Origin of the sequence: Actinomadura miaoliensis, assembly GCF_039536785.1 — a bacterium.
Lineage (GTDB): Bacteria > Actinomycetota > Actinomycetes > Streptosporangiales > Streptosporangiaceae > Spirillospora > Spirillospora miaoliensis.
In genome coordinates, this window is sequence record NZ_BAAAZG010000042.1 from 1 (window position 1) to 17,443 (window position 17,443).

General features: G+C 73.4%; 18 protein-coding genes and 1 pseudogene. 12 read left to right on the forward strand and 7 right to left on the reverse strand.

All coding sequences use genetic code 11. From position 1 onward, the window contains the following. Positions 1 to 365, reverse strand: a pseudogene (locus ABD811_RS27005) (hypothetical protein); the annotation flags it as partial. A 503-nt stretch (positions 366 to 868) separates the two neighbouring features. Between ABD811_RS27005 and ABD811_RS27010 the strand changes: the two are divergent. The 8 genes from ABD811_RS27010 to bsaP all read left to right on the forward strand — a co-directional run bounded on the left by ABD811_RS27010 (position 869) and on the right by bsaP (position 7,944). Further along, complete coding sequence (locus ABD811_RS27010; protein WP_344953494.1) at positions 869 to 1,444, forward strand: sigma-70 family RNA polymerase sigma factor; 576 nt, start codon at positions 869 to 871, stop codon at positions 1,442 to 1,444. Beyond that, positions 1,441 to 1,791, forward strand: coding sequence for a mycothiol system anti-sigma-R factor (gene rsrA / locus ABD811_RS27015; RefSeq protein WP_344953106.1), 351 nt, complete (start codon positions 1,441 to 1,443; stop codon positions 1,789 to 1,791). Before ABD811_RS27010 ends, rsrA begins: the two co-directional genes overlap by 4 nt. A gap of 15 nt (positions 1,792 to 1,806) precedes the next feature. Beyond that, complete coding sequence (locus tag ABD811_RS27020; protein WP_344953108.1) at positions 1,807 to 2,736, forward strand: NAD-dependent epimerase/dehydratase family protein; 930 nt, start codon at positions 1,807 to 1,809, stop codon at positions 2,734 to 2,736. A gap of 342 nt (positions 2,737 to 3,078) precedes the next feature. Next, entirely contained in the window at positions 3,079 to 4,425 is a 1,347-nt protein-coding gene (locus ABD811_RS27025; RefSeq protein ID WP_344953110.1) for an HD-GYP domain-containing protein, read from the forward strand. A gap of 6 nt (positions 4,426 to 4,431) precedes the next feature. After that, on the forward strand, positions 4,432 to 5,805 hold the full coding sequence (locus tag ABD811_RS27030; RefSeq protein ID WP_344953112.1) for an HD-GYP domain-containing protein: 1,374 nt from the start codon (positions 4,432 to 4,434) through the stop codon (positions 5,803 to 5,805). A gap of 262 nt (positions 5,806 to 6,067) precedes the next feature. Further along, on the forward strand, positions 6,068 to 7,405 hold the full coding sequence (locus ABD811_RS27035; RefSeq protein ID WP_344953114.1) for an acetyl-CoA carboxylase biotin carboxylase subunit: 1,338 nt from the start codon (positions 6,068 to 6,070) through the stop codon (positions 7,403 to 7,405). Positions 7,406 to 7,533: 128 nt separating this feature from the next. After that, on the forward strand, positions 7,534 to 7,746 hold the full coding sequence (locus tag ABD811_RS27040) for a biotin/lipoyl-binding carrier protein (RefSeq protein WP_344953116.1): 213 nt from the start codon (positions 7,534 to 7,536) through the stop codon (positions 7,744 to 7,746). A gap of 12 nt (positions 7,747 to 7,758) precedes the next feature. Next, positions 7,759 to 7,944: a biotin synthase auxiliary protein BsaP gene (gene bsaP / locus ABD811_RS27045; protein ID WP_344953118.1), complete on the forward strand. Its 186-nt coding sequence runs from the start codon at positions 7,759 to 7,761 to the stop codon at positions 7,942 to 7,944. Positions 7,945 to 7,991: 47 nt separating this feature from the next. Here bsaP and ABD811_RS27050 read toward each other — a convergent pair whose 3' ends face one another. Next, positions 7,992 to 8,474, reverse strand: a complete 483-nt coding sequence (locus ABD811_RS27050; RefSeq protein ID WP_344953120.1) for a GNAT family N-acetyltransferase — start codon at positions 8,472 to 8,474, stop codon at positions 7,992 to 7,994. 81 nt (positions 8,475 to 8,555) lie between these two features. Continuing rightward, positions 8,556 to 9,380: a hypothetical protein gene (locus ABD811_RS27055; protein ID WP_344953122.1), complete on the reverse strand. Its 825-nt coding sequence runs from the start codon at positions 9,378 to 9,380 to the stop codon at positions 8,556 to 8,558. A 151-nt stretch (positions 9,381 to 9,531) separates the two neighbouring features. Here ABD811_RS27055 and bioD point away from each other — a divergent pair, with 151 nt between their 5' ends. Further along, positions 9,532 to 10,257, forward strand: a complete 726-nt coding sequence (gene bioD / locus ABD811_RS27060; RefSeq protein WP_344953124.1) for a dethiobiotin synthase — start codon at positions 9,532 to 9,534, stop codon at positions 10,255 to 10,257. A gap of 80 nt (positions 10,258 to 10,337) precedes the next feature. Continuing rightward, positions 10,338 to 11,333, forward strand: coding sequence for a biotin synthase BioB (gene bioB / locus ABD811_RS27065; protein WP_344953126.1), 996 nt, complete (start codon positions 10,338 to 10,340; stop codon positions 11,331 to 11,333). Positions 11,334 to 11,464: 131 nt separating this feature from the next. On the opposite strand, the gene ABD811_RS27070 is transcribed toward bioB, so the two are convergent. Then, complete coding sequence (locus ABD811_RS27070; protein WP_344953128.1) at positions 11,465 to 12,265, reverse strand: GntR family transcriptional regulator; 801 nt, start codon at positions 12,263 to 12,265, stop codon at positions 11,465 to 11,467. Positions 12,266 to 12,301: 36 nt separating this feature from the next. Beyond that, positions 12,302 to 13,471, reverse strand: coding sequence for an 8-amino-7-oxononanoate synthase (locus ABD811_RS27075; protein WP_344953130.1), 1,170 nt, complete (start codon positions 13,469 to 13,471; stop codon positions 12,302 to 12,304). 96 nt (positions 13,472 to 13,567) lie between these two features. Between ABD811_RS27075 and ABD811_RS27080 the strand changes: the two genes are divergently transcribed. Beyond that, entirely contained in the window at positions 13,568 to 15,190 is a 1,623-nt protein-coding gene (locus tag ABD811_RS27080) for a histidine kinase N-terminal domain-containing protein (protein WP_344953132.1), read from the forward strand. A 137-nt stretch (positions 15,191 to 15,327) separates the two neighbouring features. On the opposite strand, the gene ABD811_RS27085 is transcribed toward ABD811_RS27080, so the two are convergent. Then, positions 15,328 to 15,588, reverse strand: a complete 261-nt coding sequence (locus tag ABD811_RS27085; protein WP_344953134.1) for a WhiB family transcriptional regulator — start codon at positions 15,586 to 15,588, stop codon at positions 15,328 to 15,330. Between the two features lie 302 nt (positions 15,589 to 15,890). Beyond that, positions 15,891 to 16,823: a diacylglycerol/lipid kinase family protein gene (locus ABD811_RS27090; RefSeq protein ID WP_344953496.1), complete on the reverse strand. Its 933-nt coding sequence runs from the start codon at positions 16,821 to 16,823 to the stop codon at positions 15,891 to 15,893. Between the two features lie 50 nt (positions 16,824 to 16,873). On the opposite strand from ABD811_RS27090, the gene ABD811_RS27095 reads away from it, so the two are divergent. After that, complete coding sequence (locus ABD811_RS27095; protein WP_344953136.1) at positions 16,874 to 17,431, forward strand: hypothetical protein; 558 nt, start codon at positions 16,874 to 16,876, stop codon at positions 17,429 to 17,431. The last annotated feature ends 12 nt before the right edge of the window (positions 17,432 to 17,443 follow it).

Consider the following 17,443-nt stretch of genomic DNA (forward strand, 5'->3'; position numbering starts at 1 on the left):
GCGGCGGCCATGGCGGGCGGCGGGCCCGCCAGGTCGGGAGCCGGGGGCGGGCGCAGCCGCGGCGCCGCCGTGCCGTTCGCCCGGCCGTCGGCGGTGTCCCCGCCGTCCCCGCCCGGCGGGGTGACCAGCGGGTCGAGCATCTCCAGGACGGTGTGGCCGGCGGCGGCCGCCTGCGCCGCGCTGCCCGTGCGTCCCCCCGAGATGTCCAGGACCAGCGACGGCCGGCGCGGCAGCCAGCGGGCCAGCTGCGCCGCCGCGACCGCCCAGTAGAACGTCCAGTACAGCGCCAGGGACCGGCCGTCGCCCGGCGCGGCACGCAGATCCGCGACGCTGGGTTCGGGAGGTTGCGCCGGCAGCGGTAGCAACGGTTTGCTCCTGTTCTCGCCCTCTATGTGGACTTCTTCCCCGTGGGTGCCGCGCGTCACCCTCCGTGGTCCCCGGGATTCGTCCTACCCGGGAATCGACGCGCCGGTCCGTGCGTTGCACCGTCTCACAACCGTCCGCGTACGGGCGTCCTCCGACCCGCGAGACGACCGAAACCGTCGCGAAAAGGGCCACTGGGCGTGCCGTACGGGACCGACAACGATCCGTACAGCGGAGGTGCTGCTCGATGACCACGGCCGTTGCCGAGCATCCGGGGGACGCCGCGGTGCAGCCGCCGCGGAACGCCCCCTATGGTCCGGTCCGGCTGCGCGGCCCTATATCGTCTGTGGCGTACGGCGCCGCCAAAGGCGCCATCACGGACGAAGGGGGTGGTCAGGTGGCCGCAGCGGAGCGACAGCGGAGCGAGGAGCGCCTGAGCCGCCCGTCACAGGGGAACGGGGCGCAGGAGACGCAGGCCCCGGCGCGTTCGAACGCCACCGAGACCGTGGAGCAGCGGCAGGAGCGCTTCCAGCGCGACGTGCTCCCGTTCCTGGACCAGCTCTACTCGGCCGCGTTGCGCATGACGCGCAACCCCGCCGACGCGGAGGATCTCGTCCAGGAGACCTTCGCCAAGGCGTTCGCGTCCTTCCACCAGTTCCGGGAGGGCACCAACCTCAAGGCGTGGCTGTACCGGATCCTCACCAATACCTTCATCAACTCCTACCGCAAGCGGCAGCGGCAGCCGCAGCAGTCGGCCACCGAGGAGATCGAGGACTGGCAGCTGGCGCGGGCCGAGTCGCACACCTCCAGCGGCCTGAAGTCGGCCGAGGCCGAGGCGCTGGAGCACCTGCCCGACACCGACGTCAAGCGGGCCCTGCAGGACCTCCCCGAGGAGTTCCGCATCGCGGTGTACCTCGCCGACGTCGAGGGCTTCGCCTACAAGGAGATCGCCGAGATCATGGGCACGCCCATCGGCACGGTGATGTCCCGGTTGCACCGCGGGCGGCGGCAGCTGCGCGGCATGCTGGAGGACTACGCCCGGGAGCGCGGGCTGACCCGGGCGGGGGAGGGATCGTCATGAGCTGTGGCGACCACCACGACACGCCGTGCAGCGAAGTGCTGGCCAGGGTCTACACCTATCTGGACGGCGAGCTCGACCAGAGGGGCTGCGGCGAGGTGCAGCAGCATCTGGACGAGTGCGGGCCGTGCCTGCGCGAGTTCGGCCTGGAGGAGGCCGTCAAGAAGCTGGTCGGCAAGTCGTGCGGGTGCGAGCCGGTGCCCGGCGACCTGCGGGCCAAGGTGATGGGACGCATCGAGCAGCTGTGCGGCGAGCTCAAGGAGGCCGAGGGAGCCGGGGAGGCCGGCGAGGCCCGGGCCGCCGGGGCCGCCGGGGCCGCCGGCAAAGCCGAGAAACAGGCCGCCGACTGATCTAGGGTTTCCGGCGTGCTCGTACTCGTCACCGGCGCTGCCGGATTCATCGGCTCCCACCTGGTCGACCGGCTGCTCGCCGACGGCCACCAGGTCATCGGCGTCGACGACTTCTCCTCGGGCCGCAACGCGCGCCCGGACGTGGAGATCTGGCGCATGGACGTGGCCGACCCGGCGCTCGCCGGCCGGGTCGCCGCCCGCCGGCCCGAGGTGATCTGCCATCTGGCGGCGCAGGTCAGCGTGCGCGCCAGCGTCGCCGACCCGCTGCACGACGCGCGCACCAACGCGCTGGGCACCGCCAACGTGCTGGAGGCCGCGCGCGCGGGCGGCGCCCGCAAGGTGGTGTTCGCCTCCAGCTGCGCGGTGTACGGGGTGCCGGACGCGCTGCCCGTCCCGCCCGACGCCGAGCTGCGGCCCGCCTCGCCGTACGCCGCGTCCAAGGTCTCCGGCGAGGTGTACCTGCGCACGTACCGGGCGCTGCACGACCTGGACTTCACCATCCTGACGCTGGCCAACGTCTACGGGCCGCGGCAGACCCCCGAGGGCGAGGCCGGGGTGGTCTCGATCTTCACCGACGCGCTGCTGGCGGGCCGGCCGACCCGGGTGTTCGGTAACGGCACCCAGACCCGCGACTACGTGTACGTGCTCGACGTGGTCGACGCGTTCGCCCGCGCCACCGGGGACGCGGGCGGCGGCGGCCGGTTCAACGTCGGCACCGGCCTGCAGACCACCGACCGCGAGCTGCACACCCTGGTCGCCGAGGCGGTGGGCGCGCCGGACGACCCCGCGTTCGCGCCGCCGCGGCCGGGCGACCTGCCCGCGATGGCCGTCGACCCGGCGGCGACCGAGCGGGCCCTCGGCTGGCGGCCGCGCGTGCCGCTGCGCGAGGGCCTCGCCGCGACCGCCGCGTGGGCGCGCGAGCGGGTGGCCGCAGGAAGCGCCTGAGGTGCGGATCACCTAAGGTGACGATTAGTTCACGCTTTGCTCACGATTCGCCGCATGCCTGTGTGACCTGCGCCGCTCACGTTAGGCTTGTGCCGGAATCAGCGACGGGAGCACTCGCATGCCCCGGCGGCCGGGTCCTCGCGCTCGCCCGGGCGCTCGGGGCCGGTTCACGGGGGGAGGCGAATGCCATGCTCAAGCGTGTGAGGACGGCCGGGCTCAGTCGAGACCGGGGCGCCTCGGCGTCGTCGCTGAGGATGCCCGAGGGCGTGTCCTGGGTCTAGGTGGGCACCGGCACCACCGGCCCCGGCGGCGGCCCCACGTTCCGTTTCCGAAGGTGCGGCAATGCGTGGACTACCACTGGCTGCCTGGGCGTACGTCTGCGGCGTGGTCGCCCTGGCGGCCGGGCTCATCGCGACGTCGTCGTTCCGCGAGCTGGACTGGTCGAAGCTGGCGGTGCTGGCCGCCCTGTTCCTCATCTGCGACTCGGCGCCGGCGCTGCTCAACGTCGAACGCGCGCGGGTCTCGCTGAGCTTCGCCGCCAGCCTGGCGTCGGTGGTGCTCCTGGGTCCCGCCGGGGCCGCGCTGCTGGGCCTGTCGGCCGTGGTCACCGGACAGCGGCTGTTCGCGCCGGTGAAACGGCTGTTCAACGGGGCCCAGTTCGCGCTGTGCGGGTACGCCGCGGGCACCGTGTTCGAGGCGCTCGGCGGCAGCCCGCCCCGCTTCGGCCAGGCCGACTGGGTCGAGCAGGTCATCGTCCCGTTCCTCGGCGCCCTGGTCACCTTCGTCGGCGTCAACCTGCTGCTCATGGCCGGCATCCTGCTGCTGTCCAAGCAGGCGGCGCCCCGCGAACTGCTGCGCGAGAGCGGCCAGCTGTCGGTGGGCTGCCTGGGCTACGGCATGTTCGGGCTGCTCATCGCGGGCCTGTGGCAGCACGTCGGCACGTTCGCGGCGGTGCTGGTGCTGCTGCCGCTGTTCATCGCCCGGTGGGCGCTGGAGCAGACCCACGCCCAGCAGCAGGCGCACGCCGCGACGCTGGCCGCGCTGTGCCAGGCGGTGGAGACCAAGGACTACTACACCCGCGGCCACTCCGAACGGGTGTCCCGCGGCTCGGTGATGATCGCCCAGGAGATCGGCATGCGCGCCGACCGGGTCGAGGCGATCCGCTACGCGGGCATGCTGCACGACGTCGGCAAGCTCGGCGTCCCCACCAAGGTGCTGCAGAAGAACGGGACGCTGACCGAGGAGGAGTTCGCCGCGATCCAGCTCCACCCGATGCGCGGGCTGGAGATCGTCCGTGAGATCGGCTTCCTTGACGAGGCGCTGGCCGGGATCATGCACCACCACGAGAAGATGAACGGCACCGGCTACCCCATGGGCCTGGCGGGCGACGAGATCCCCGAGTTCGCCCGCGTGATCTCGGTGGCCGACGCGTTCGACTCGATGACGTCCACCCGCTCCTACCGCTCGGCGCTCAGCATCGAGAAGGCGGTGGGCGAACTGCGCAAGTGCGCGGGCGACCACTTCGACCCGGTGATGGTCGACGCGTTCCTGCGCGCGCTGGAACGCGACGGCTGGGACCCGCCCAAGCCCGTGGTGCTGCCCGACGACGACGTGGTGGAGACCACCCAGCAGGACCACGACGATCCCAGCGCCCCGATCCGGGTCGCCGGGGACGGCGCGCGGCGGTAGGGGCCCGTGAGCGCCCACCACCCCCGGAGCGCCTGGCAGAACGTCGACTCCGGGAAGCTGCTGGTCATCGCCGCCGCCGGGCTCTGCGTGGCCGTCGCCGTCACCCGGGTCACCACGGTCGGCCTGCAACAGCCCGACGTGGCGGTGCTCTTCGGGGTGCTGATCGCGCTGGGCGAGCTGTTCCGCATGGTCATGCCCGGCAACCGCGAGGTCGCCCCGGTCGCCACCGCGGGCGCCCTCGGGTACGCCCTGCTCGTCGGCGTCGGTCCCGAGAACGCCCCGCCCGGGGCGCTGCTCGGCGTCCACCCGGCGCTGCACTCGCCGCTGCAGGTGGTGGCGGTGACCGCGGCCGGCATGCTGGTCGGCTCGCTCCCGCACGCCGCGGTCGGCCGGATGCCGCGGCCGGACGCCATGGCGCGGCGGCTGTTCACCGTGGCGGTGGTGGCGCTGTGCTTCCGCCCCCTGCTGTCACTGGACCTGGACTGGCAGTTCCTGCTGGCGGCGATGTGCCTGACCGTGGTGATCTCCTGCTTCACCGACGTGGTGGTCGCGGCGTGGATCCGCGCCGAGACGGTGCGGGCCCGGTTCGGCATCGCGCTGCGCGACGAGATCCGCGCCAAGATGGCGCTGTGCGCGGCCACCAGCGCCACCGCCATGCTCATCGCGGTCGCCACCACCGTGCTCGGGCCGGTGGCGCTGGCGGTGTTCACCGCGCCGATCCTGGTCACCCAGTTCGCCTTCCGCCGCTACTCGGGGGTGCGGGCCACGTACCTGCAGACGGTGCGGGCGCTGTCGCGGGTGACCGAGGTCGGCGGCTACGTCGAGACGGGGCACTCGCGGCGGGTCTCGCGGCTGGCCGTGGGCATGGGCCGTGAGCTGGGCATGTGCGAGGAGGAGCTGCTGGAGCTGGAGTACGCGGCCCTCATGCACGACATCGGCCAGCTGTCGCTCGGCGACCCGATCCCCGGCGGCGCCACCGTGCTGGCCTCGCCCACCGAGCAGCGCCGCATCGCCGAGCTCGGCGCCGAGGTGATCAAGCAGACCGGGGTGCTGGACCGGGTGGCGCACATCGTCCGGCTGTCCTCGCACCCCTACCGCACCGCCGCGTCCCCCGGCGAGGGGACGGCCTCCCACACCTCTCGGCGGAGCAAGGGCGAGCCGGCCGGCGCCGACGACGGCGTGGAGCGGCCGGTGCCGCCGCCGCTGGCCAGCCGCATCATCAAGGTCGCCAACGCCTACGACGACCTGGTCGGCGACTCCTCCGACCGCGACCGGGGCGCCGCCGTGCTGGAACGGCTGCGGCTGGACTCGGCGTCGGAGTACGACCCCGCCGTGGTGGAGGCGCTCAGCCGCGTCGTCGACCGCCGTCTCCGCTCGTAGCGCCTCCCGCCCGCCCGCCGCACGTGTTCGCCGCGCGTGTTCGCCGCGCGTGTTCGCCGCGCGTGTTCGCCGCGCGTGTCGCCGGACGTGTCGCGGCCGGTAGCCGGACGTAGGGGACATAGGGGGCGGCGGACAAAACTACCGGCTGGTATTTGTCGCTCGCGCGCCCGGACGCGTCGCCCGCGCGCGGACTAGGGTCGGCCACGTCCGTTCCGGCGCGCCGTCGCGTGTACAGGTGTACAGGTGGAAGGAGAACCCCCTGGTGTTCGAGTCCGTGCTCGTGGCGAACCGCGGTGAGATCGCCAGCCGGATCATCCACACCGTGCGTGCGATGGGCCTGAAGGCCATCGCGGTGTACTCCGAGGCCGACGCCGACCTGCCGTTCGTCGCCGAGGCCGACGAGGCCATCCTGATCGGGCCGCCGCAGCCCGCGCGCAGCTACCTGGACGCCCCGCGCATCCTGGAGGCCGCGCGCCGCACCAACGCGCAGGCCGTCCACCCCGGGTACGGGTTCCTGTCGGAGAACGCCGCGTTCGCCCGGCAGGTGATCGACGCGGGCCTGGTCTGGATCGGCCCGCCGCCGCTGGCCATCGCCCGCATGGGCGACAAGATCAACGCGCGGAACCTGATGAAGGAGGCGGGCGTCCCGGTGGCGCCCGGCGTGTGGGAGCCGGTGCCGGACGCCGACACCGCCGCCGAGGAGGCCGAGCGCATCGGCTACCCGGTGATGGTCAAGGCCGCGGCGGGCGGGGGCGGCATCGGCATGGCCGCCGTCCGCGACGAGACGGGCCTGCGCGCGGCGTTCGAGACCGCCCGCACCCGCGCCGAACGCTTCTTCGGCAGCGCCGACATCCTGCTGGAACGGTACGTGGAGCGGGCCCGGCACGTGGAGGTGCAGATCCTCGGGCTCGCCGACGGCACCGTGGTGGCGCTGGGCGAGCGGGACTGCTCGGTGCAGCGCCGGCACCAGAAGGTCGCCGAGGAGACCCCGTCGCCGGGCGTCGCCGGCGAGCTGCGCGAGCGGATGCTGGCCGCGGCGGTACGGGCGGGCGAGGCGATCGGGTACCGCGGGGCGGGCACCGTGGAGTGCCTGGTCGACCCGGCCACCAAGGACTTCTTCTTCCTGGAGATGAACACCCGGCTGCAGGTGGAGCATCCGGTCACCGAGCTGGTCACCGGCATCGACCTGGTCGAGCAGCAGCTGCTGGTGGCGGCGGGCGAGCCGGTGTCGTTCACCGCGGTGGAGCCGCGCGGCCACGCGATCGAGCTGCGCGTGTACGCCGAGGACCCGGTGCGGTTCCTGCCCGGCCCCGGCGAGATCAGGGTGTGGGAGGAGCCGGTCGGCGACGGCATCCGCATCGACGCCGGATACGCCGAGGGCAACACCGTCACCCCGCACTACGACCCGCTGCTGGCCAAGCTGTGCGTGCACGCCGACACGCGGGACGACGCGGTCCGGCGGGCGCGGGCGGCGGTCGGGGCGTTCCGCATCGAGGGCCCCAAGACCAACCTGCCGTTCCTGGCCGAGCTGCTCGACCATCCGGAGTTCGCCGACGGGTCCTACGACACCGGGCTCGTCGGCCGGATGCGGGAGCGCTAGCCGCCCACCGCGCCGTACCCCCCGCGCCGCGTCTCGCGGTGCGCAACCCGTCGACCTGCGGCGGCGCCCGCCCGGCTCCGGGCGCGTCCGCCGAACTCATCCCTGGCACATCGAAGGAAGGAACCGTCGTGGCCGACGTGCACGCCGAGATGGTGGCGAACGTGTGGAAGGTGACCGCCGCCGAGGGCGACCAGGTGAACGAGGGCGACACCCTGGTGATCCTGGAATCGATGAAGATGGAGATCCCGGTGCTGGCCGAGGAGCCGGGCACGGTCGCCAAGCTGGCCGTCACCGAGGGCCAGGTCGTCCAGGAGGGCGACCTGATCGCCGTCATCGAGTAATACGCTCGCACCGTGGAGACGTACTGCGACCGTTGCGGCGCCCCGGCGGCGGAGGGCGACCACCGCGACTGCCGGGCCGCCCGGCTGATGGAGCCGCCGCGCTACTGCACCCGGTGCCGTCGCCGGATGGTGGTCCAGGTGACGCCGATGGGCTGGACGGCCCGCTGCGCCGAGCACGGCACGCTCGCCTCGGCCTGACCCCTCGCGGCGCCCGGCGCCCCGGCGGACGCGCGGCGGCATGCGCGTCACAGCGGCATGTGGTAGATGAGCAGCCGTTTCCCGGAGTCCAGGGACCAGTCGCGCTCGGGCGTCCGGCGAAAGCCCATCCGCTCGTACATGCGGTGCGCCACCGGCATGTTGTGCTGCGTGACCAGCCGCAGCCCGCGCAGCCCCGCCGCGCGGGCGCGGTGCAGGCACGCCTCGACCAGGGCGCGGCCCACCCCCAGGCCGCGCGCCCGCTCCACGACGGCCAGCATGCGGAACTCGGCCTCGTCCGCGTCGGCGACCGCCGCGTACCGGCTGCCGGGCGGGCAGTATGCCACCGCGCCCACCACCTCCCCGGCGATCTCGGCCACGAGCAGTTCGGTGTGCGCGGCGCGGGCGCGGGCGTCGCGCAGCTCCGGGACGTACCCGGAGTCGGGCGCGACCAGCCCGCCGCCGACGTAGACCTCGACGGTCAGCTCGCCCACGAGGTCGTGCTCGTCCGGACGGGCGGTCCGGACCGTCACCGGGCCATGCACAACCGACGTTTCTGACACCTATGGTGCTCCCTGGGTAGATCGGATCCGCGCCCCAGGGTATGCGCGGGGTCAGGGGCGGGCGATGTCGGCGCAGGCCGTCTCGTCGGGCAGCAGCGGCCGGAAGCGGACGGAGTACAGGTGCGCGCCGCTGCGCCAGGGGGTGGCGGAGGAGCCGGACGCGGCGAGGCGTTCGGCGGTGGCGGCGTCGCGGCCGGTCAGCACCGTGCACAGCCCTCCGGCGACCCGCTCGCCGCGGTCGAGCGGTGCCAGCGGCCAGGTCTTCACGCCCTGGCCGTCGCCGGATCCGACGTCGGCGCCGACCCGTCCGGCCAGCACCGCCACCCGGGCGGGACGGTACGGGCGGCCCGGCCCCGCCTGGTCGCCTTCCGCCCAGCCCGTCGGATACAGGCGCTTCTGGAACCGCGTCACCGGACCGTCGTGCTCCTCGGGCATGACCACCCGAGTGCGCGCGGCCCCCATGGTGATCTCCAGGACCGGGGCGTCCATGACCTGCTCGTCCGGGGCGATCGTGCGCGACCGGTCGAGCCCGGCCGCGCGGGCCTGGTCGAGCAGCCGCCGCAGCGCGTCCGGTCTCAGCCGGTACTCGGTGGCGCGCCGGTCGCCGCCGTCCGGGACGAAGATCGCGCGCCCGTCGCCGTACAGCGAGAAGTCGGGGAGGGCGCCGGAGCCGCCGAACCCGGCGATGCCTCCGGTCCGCCGCCAGCGCAGGACGAGCCGTTCGCCGGAAGACGGTTCGGCGGTCGCTGCCCCGGTGGAGGACGGCGGGGGTGAGGCCTCGTCCGTCACCTTGTAGGCGTTCGAGCCGCACGCGGCGAGGACGATCGTCCCCGCCAGCGCCGTCGCGGCCCCCGTCGCGCGTGTGAGCCCGGCCATGGGGGTTGGACGCGGTGTGCCACCGCCGGGTTCCGGGGGATTCCAGGGCATTCCGGGGGCATGCGCGCGAACCCGCGTACAAATTCCCCTGGCCAAGACTGTGGAATTCGGCGAGCGCGCCGCCGGAGCGGCCCGCGCTAGGGTGCCGGTCGTGAGTGTGCTCGTGGTGACCGGAACCTGTACGGGCGTCGGCAAGACGATCGTGACCGCGGCGCTGGCCGCGCTGGCCGCCGCCCGCGGGTCGTCGGTCGCCGTGGTCAAGCCCGCGCAGACCGGCGTGTCGCCCGGCGAACCCGGCGACCTGGACGTCGTGCGACGCCTGGCGGGCGTGGACGACCTGCACGAGTTCGCCCGTTTTCCCGACGCGCTGTCCCCGGCCGCGGCCGCCCGCCGCGCCGGGCTGCCGCCGGTGGCCCTGCCCGAGGTCGCGGGCCGCATCCGCGAGCTGGCCGAGACCCGCCGCCTGGTGCTGGTGGAGGGCGCGGGCGGGCTGCTGGTCCGCTACGACGAGGAGGGCACCACCGTCGCCGACCTGGCCCGCTGGCTGGGCGCCCCCGCCGTCGTGGTGACCCGGCCCGACCTCGGCACCCTCAACCACACCGCGCTGACCCTGGAGGCGATGGCGCACCGCGGCGTGCAGCCCGCCGGCGTGGTGATCGGGGAGTGGCCCGAAAAGCCGGACCTGGCGATGCGCAGCAACGTGCCGGACCTGGAGACGATCTCGGCCCGGCCGCTGGCCGGGGCGGTGCCCGCGGGCGCGGGCGCTCTCGACCCGGCCGAGTTCCTGGTGGCCGCGCACCGCGCGCTGGCGCCGGTGTTCGGCGGCTCGTTCGACCCGGCCGCGTTCCGCGACGCCCAGGGCACCGCCGTCCCCTGACCGACCCGACGTCCTCCGAGCCGATGTTCTCCCCAGAGCGCACGAACGCCGCGTCAACCCAGGAAGGAAGGTAGGGGTCCGTGACCGACATCCTTGAGGTCGCCCGCCGCCAGGTGCTGGAGGAGGGCCGGGGGCTGTCCGCCGAGCAGGCCCTGGAGTGCCTGACGCTGCCCGACGAACGGATCGCCGACCTGCTGGCGCTGGCGCACGAGGTGCGGATGCGCTGGTGCGGACCGGAGGTCGAGGTCGAGGGGATCATCTCCCTGAAGACCGGCGGCTGCCCCGAGGACTGCCACTTCTGCTCGCAGTCGGGCAAATTCGAGTCCCCGGTGCGCTCGGTGTGGCTGAACATCCCCGAGCTGGTGGAGGCGGCCAGGGAGACCGCCCGCACCGGCGCCACCGAGTTCTGCATCGTCGCGGCCGTGCGCGGCCCGGACGAGCGGCTGATGGCGCAGGTCCGCGACGGGATCAAGGCCATCAACGACGCCGTCGAGATCAACATCGCCTGCTCGCTGGGCATGCTCACCCAGGCCCAGGTGGACGAGCTGGTCTCGATGGGCGTCCACCGCTACAACCACAACCTGGAGACCGCCCGCTCCCACTTCTCCAACGTGGTCACCACGCACTCCTGGGAGGAGCGCTGGGAGACCTGCCTCATGGTCAAGGAGGCGGGCATGGAGCTGTGCTGCGGCGGCATCATCGGCATGGGCGAGACCGTCGAGCAGCGCGCCGAGTTCGCCGGGCAGCTGGCCGAGCTGGAGCCCGACGAGGTGCCGCTGAACTTCCTGGCGCCGCGTCCGGGCACCCCGTTCGCCGACCGTCCGCTGGTGGAGGGCCCCGAGGCGCTCAAGACGATCGGCACGTTCCGCCTGGCGCTGCCGCGCACCATCCTGCGCTACGCGGGCGGCCGCGAGCTGACCCTGGGCGACCTGGGCACCCGTGACGGCATGCTGGGCGGCATCAACGCCATCATCGTCGGCAACTACCTGACCACCCTCGGCCGCCCCGCCTCCCAGGACCTGGCCCTGCTCACCGAACTCCAGATGCCCATCAAGGCCCTCTCCCAGACCCTCTGACCCCCAACCACACCCCCGACTCCCCCGGTTTTACGCCGTGGGTCTGCGCGGGGGGCGGGAGGTCTTACGCGGTGTGGGCCCGAGCCGTTAGGCGAGGGTCCACACCGCAAGTCGTACGGGGAAAGATCGTTCTAGGTCCGCTTGAGGCGGGTGATGAACTTGTAGCGGTCGCCTCGGTACAGGCTCTGGGCCCATTCGACGGGCTGGCCGCTGGTGTCCACGGCGTGCCGGGACAGCAGCAGCATCGGCAGGCCCACGTCCACGCCGAGCAGCTGGGCGTCGTGCGGGGTCGCCAGCACCGTCTCGATGGTCTCCTCGGCCTCGGCGAGGTGGACGTCGTAGGCGGTGGCCAGCGTCTCGTACAGCGAGCGGTGCCGTGGCAGTTCGCGGCGCAGGCCCGGGAAGCGGCGGGCCGGCAGGTGCGAGGTGTCGACCGACATGGCCTCCCCGTCGGCCAGCCGGAGCCGGTGGATGCGCAGCACCCGGCCTCCCGTCCGGATGCCGAGCAGGCCGGCCATGCGTTCGTCGGCGCTGACGTAACCGATCTCCAGGATGCGGGTCTCGGGCCGCAGGCCCTTGTGCCGCATGTCCTCGGTGTAGCTGACCAGCTGCAGCTCCTGGGCGACCTTCGGCTTGGCGACGAAGGTGCCCTTCCCCTGGATGCGCTGCAGCCGTCCCTCGACGACCAGTTCGGCCAGCGCCTGCCGGACCGTGGTGCGCGAGGTCTCGTACTTCTCGGCGAGCGTCCGCTCCGGCGGCAGCGGGCTACCGGGCGGTAGGGACTGGATCAGCTCGACGAGCAGCTCCTTGAGCTTGTAGTACTTCGGAATGCGCGGTGCGTTGGCCGAGTGGTGCCGGCCGATGTCGCTGAGTGGTGCCCGATCGGCTCTGTAGCCGCCCCCGTGCCGGGGCCCGCCCCTGACCTCCGTCACGGTCTCTCCTCACGTTCATCATCGGTTTCCCCGATGTTATGTGTGAAGGGTACGGGTGGCCGAGACGGCGACATCTTTCAGGGCCCGTTCTAGCGTTGCGAGGTCGTTTTCGTCCAGGGTGGCGCGGGCGGTGACGCGCAGGCACGCGCGTCCCTTCGGTACCGACGGGGGGCGGAAGCAGCCGACGCGGGCGCCGTGCCGCGCGCAGATCTCCTGGGCGCGCACGGCCGCCTGCGGCTCGCCGAGCACCACGGGCACCACGGCGGCGGCGGGTTCGCCGGTGGTCTCCAGGCCGAGCCCGGCGGCCGTGGCGGCGATCCGGCGGGCCAGGCCGCGGGCGCGGGCGGGCAGGTCCGGTTCGTCCGCCAGCACGTCCAGGGCGGCCAGCACGGCCCCCACGGCGGGCGGCGCCAGCCCCGTGTCGAAGATCATCGAACGTCCGGTGTCGACGAGCGTCTCGACGACCTCGGGTGCGCCGAGCACCGCGCCGCCCTGGGCGCCCAGCGACTTGGACAGGGTGAGGGTGAGCACCACGTCCGGCTCCCCGGCCAGGCCCGCGGCGTGCACGGCGCCGCGTCCGCCGTCGCCGACGACGCCCAGGGCGTGCGCCTCGTCCACCACCAGCAGCGCCCCGTGCGCGCGGGCCGCGCGGTGCAGCTCGGGCAGCGGCGCCAGGTCGCCGTCCACGGAGAACACCGCGTCCGTGACGACCAGGGCGTGCTCCTCCTCCCGGTCGGCGAGCGCGGCCTCGACGGCGCCGACGTCGCGGTGCGGGACGACCACCACCCGGGACCGCGACAGCCGGCACGCGTCGATGATCGAGGCGTGGTTGACCTGGTCGGACACCACCAGCACGCCGGGGCCGCCCAGGCCCGCCACCGCGCCGAGGTTGGCCATGAAACCGGAGGAGAACACCAGGCCGGCGGCGCAGCCGGTGAACGCGGCCAGCCGCTCGTCCAGCTCGGCGTGCAGCCGCGTCGTGCCGGTCACCAGCCGGGACCCGGTGGACCCGGTGCCCCACGCGCGCGCCGCGGCGACCGCGCCCTCGACCAGGCGCGGGTCGCGCGACAACCCGAGGTAGTCGTTGGACGCCAGGTCGATGAGCCCGTCGTGGTCGGCGGTCCGGGGCCGCAGGCTCCGCCGCAGCCCCGCCTGCTCGCGGCGGACGGCGGCGGCGCGCAGCCGGTCCAGGGGATCGCGTGTCATGACCAGATTTTGCCAGGTCCCGTGCCCAGGACGCGTCAATGGGGGGCGTGCCCAAGGGTGGACGGGGCGGTGCCCGGCATCGGCGATGATGGAGCCGTGCCCACCTTGACCGACCTGGTACGCGACCACACCGACCTCACCGACACCGACCTGGAGTGGCTGCACGCCCTGGTCTCGGACTGGCAGCTGCTGGCGGACCTGTCGTTCGCCGACCTGCTGCTGTGGGTGCCCCTGCGGTCCGCGGAGGGCCCGGTGCCGACGTCGTGGGTGGCGATCGCGCAGATGCGCCCCACCACCGGACCCACCGCCTACCCCGAGGACCTGGTCGGCCGGATCGTGCGCAGCGGACGGCGCGGCCTGATCGACGTGGCCTGGCGCGAGCGGCGCATCGTCCGCGAGGGCGACCCGGAGTGGGGCAGCGGCATCCCCGTCCGGGAGGAGTCGATCCCGGTGCGGCGCGGCGCGAAGATGCTCGGCGTCATCCAGCGCAGCACCAACCTCAGCTCGGCCCGCACCCCGAGCCGCCTGGAACTGACGTACCTGCAGAGCGCCAGCGACCTGGCCCAGATGATCTCCGAGGGCCGGTTCCCGGTGCCGGGGGAGGAGCCCAACCTGGTGCGCGCGCCGCGCGTCGGCGACGGGCTGATCCGGCTCGACCGGGCCGGGCGCGTCACCTACGCCAGCCCGAACGCGCAGTCGGCCTACCGGCGCCTCGGCTTCCCCACCGACCTGGTCGGCGAGTCGCTCGGCGAGGTCACCACGCAGCTGTGCGACACCGGCGAGCCGCTGGAGGAGGCGCTGACCGCGCTGCTCAGCGGCCGCGCGCCGCGCGAGGTGGAGGTGGAGGCGCACGGGTCGGTGATGCAGCTGCGCACCATCCCGCTGGTGGTGGGCGGCACCCGGATCGGCGCGATCGTGCTGTGCCGCGACGTCACCGAGCTGCGCTGGCGCGACCGCGAGCTGATGACCAAGGACGCCACCATCCGGGAGATCCACCACCGGGTGAAGAACAACCTGCAGACGGTCGCGGCGCTGCTGCGGCTGCAGGCCCGGCGGCTGCGCATCCCCGAGGGACGGGCCGCCCTGGACGAGGCGGTGCGCCGGGTCGGGTCCATAGCGATCGTCCACGAGACCCTGTCGCTCACCCCCGACGAGCTGATCGACTTCGACGACATCGCCGACCGCGTGATCACCATGGCGGGAGAGGTGTCGACGCCGGAGACGCGGGTGGCGCCCAAGCGGACCGGCAGCTTCGGGGTGCTGCCCGCCGAGGTCGCCACGCCGCTGGCGATGGCGCTCACCGAGCTGCTGCAGAACGCCCTGGAGCACGGCCTGTCCAACCGGTTCGGGACGCTGGAGGTCAGCGCGCGGCGGCAGGAGGCGACGGGCGAGGGCGGGCCGCGGCTGGTCGTCACGGTCGCCGACGACGGGGTGGGCCTGCCCGCGGACTTCGACGTGGAGAGCAGCAACAGCCTGGGGCTGCAGATCGTCCGGACCCTGATCGTGGGGGAGCTGGGCGGACGGCTGGAGTTCGGGCGGCGTGCGGGCGGCGGCACCGAGGTGCTGGTGGACATACCGCTCGACCAGGTCGGAGCGCGCGCCCCAGCGCCGCGGGACCGGGGCGTGGCGGCGCGTCCCGCCCTGAAGGACCTCGGCCCCGGACGGCAGCGCGACGGCGGGCGGCCGTCCCTGGGCGGACTGCCCGACCAGGGGATCTAGGCGCTTCCCAGGAAAAAGACCAGCGCCCGTGGCGATGCCACGGGCGCTTGGAGTCTACGGACGCGCAATGCTCTCCGGCTGGGAGGTTCGGAGGCGGCGCGCCGGCGGGGGAGACGGACGGGGGGCCTGGCGCCGGGTCAGACGCGGGCGTTGGCGCGGGCACGCGCGCGGGCGGTGCGCCGCTTGAGCACGCGCCGCTCGTCCTCGCTCATGCCGCCCCACACGCCGGCGTCCTGGCCGGACTCCAGCGCCCAGCGCAGGCAGGCGTCGGTGACGTCGCAGCGGCGGCATACCTGCTTGGCCTCTTCGATCTGCAGGAGCGCGGGCCCGGTGTTGCCGATCGGGAAGAACAGCTCGGGGTCCACGTCACGGCAGGCTGCGCGGTGGCGCCAGTCCATGCGGTCCACTCCTTCGTCAGCGTGGAGGAATCGCCCCCACATTCTTGTGAACTGATTCACATGTCTCGCGAAACACCCCGAGCCGCAGTAGGGGGGTTGGGTTCAGGGGTGGTTGTTCCGTGGCGCTACTCGAACAGGAGGCTGACGACGTTGGGCCCCTGTCGCGGCGCACTTTGAGCGTGTCAGGGCAGCGTAGGGGGACGCAAGACCTTTGAGAAACGTTTCTCAAAGTATGAGTGTCGTATGTGTCACATCCGTGGTTCGGCGGTGTTGCTTTGCCGTTAACTCGTGCGTGACCGGCGTCATATGACCACGCGTATCGCCTTCGGGACGGCACGGAAGGTGATGGCCGGCGTCTCGCCCAGGTAGTCGCCGTCGAGCTGGTAGGCCGCCGGCCGCGGCGACCGCAGCGTGACCTCGGCCGCGTCGTGCACGTTCACCACCTGGCGGCCCTGCACGGGACGGGTCCGGGCCAGCAGCATCTGCGCCACCGTCCCCAACGCCGGAGCCACCTCCAGCGACCGCAGCGCGAACACGTCCAAGCCCTTGTTGAAGTTGGCGCGCGGACTCGGATTCACCGGAAGCGGACCAAGGAAAGTCCACGGCGAGGTGTTGGAGACAAACGCCAGAAACAGCCCCGCTTTCGGTGGGCGGCCCGGCTGTTCCAAGGTCAGTGCCGGACGCCTCCGGTCCGTCCCGGCGAAGAAATGCCGTATCGCCGTGCGCACGTACAGGGACGCGTGCGCCCGGTTGCCCTTCTCGCGCTGCCGCTCGACCTCACGGACGACCTCCGCGTCCAGGCCCACCCCGGCGTTGAAGGTGAAATACCGCTCCGGGCCGTCGGGAAGGCGCGCCGTGCCCAGCCCCACGGTGCGGTGCCGCCCGGCCCGCAGCCCCTGCAGCACCTGGCGGGTCGCCCCGATCGGGTCGCCCGGCAGGCCCAGCGCCCGGGCGAACACGTTCGCGCTGCCGCACGGCACCACGGCCAGCGCGGGCAGCTCCGGGGACGGCCCCTCGGCCAGCAGCCCGTTGACGGCCTCGTTGACCGTGCCGTCGCCGCCGAGGACCACCACCCGGTCGTAGCCCTCGTGCGCGGCCTTGCGGGCCAGCTCCACGGCGTGCCCGCGGTGCGCCGTCTCGGCGAGGTCGACGTTCAGGTCGCCGGTGAAGGCCCGCAACATGATGTCGCGGGCCCGCCGGGTGGTCGAGGTCGCCTTGGGGTTGGCGATGAGCATGGCGCGCACGGCGTTCAGCGTATCCGTGCTCGGGGATAGGGTTGCGGGTTGTGTCGAAGCGTCTGAACACCGTGCACGGCGCCGCCGCCCTCATGGCCGCCGAGGGCCTCACCGCGATCGGGTTCGGCCTGTTCACCGGCTATGAGACGGTGATCGGCGCGGCCGTGGACCCGGTCACCGCGATCGCCGTGACCGTCATCGCGCTCGGCGCCGGCGCGGGCATGCTGGGCTGCGCCCGCGGCCTGCTGCGCGGCGACGGCTGGAGCCGCTCGCCCAGCGTCCTGGTGCAGCTGTTCGCCCTGCCGGTCGCCTGGTCGCTGTGGCAGAGCGAGCAGTACTGGCTGGCCGTCCCGCTGGGCCTGGTGGCCGTGGCCTCGCTGGTGCTCCTGCTCAGCCCGCCCACCACCGCCTGGCTCGTCCACGACCACGAGCCCTCCGACGACGCCGACGACGACACCGACGATGCGGACGCCTCCGGTGAGCAGGCCACGGCGGACAAGAGCGTCAGCGGGCCGTCCAGCCCGCAGGAGAAGGCCAAGGCCGAGACGGCGCCCCGGAAACGCGCGCCGAGCGGCAAGAAGAAGCCTCAGGGCGGTAAAAAACGCTGAAAAACGCGCGTG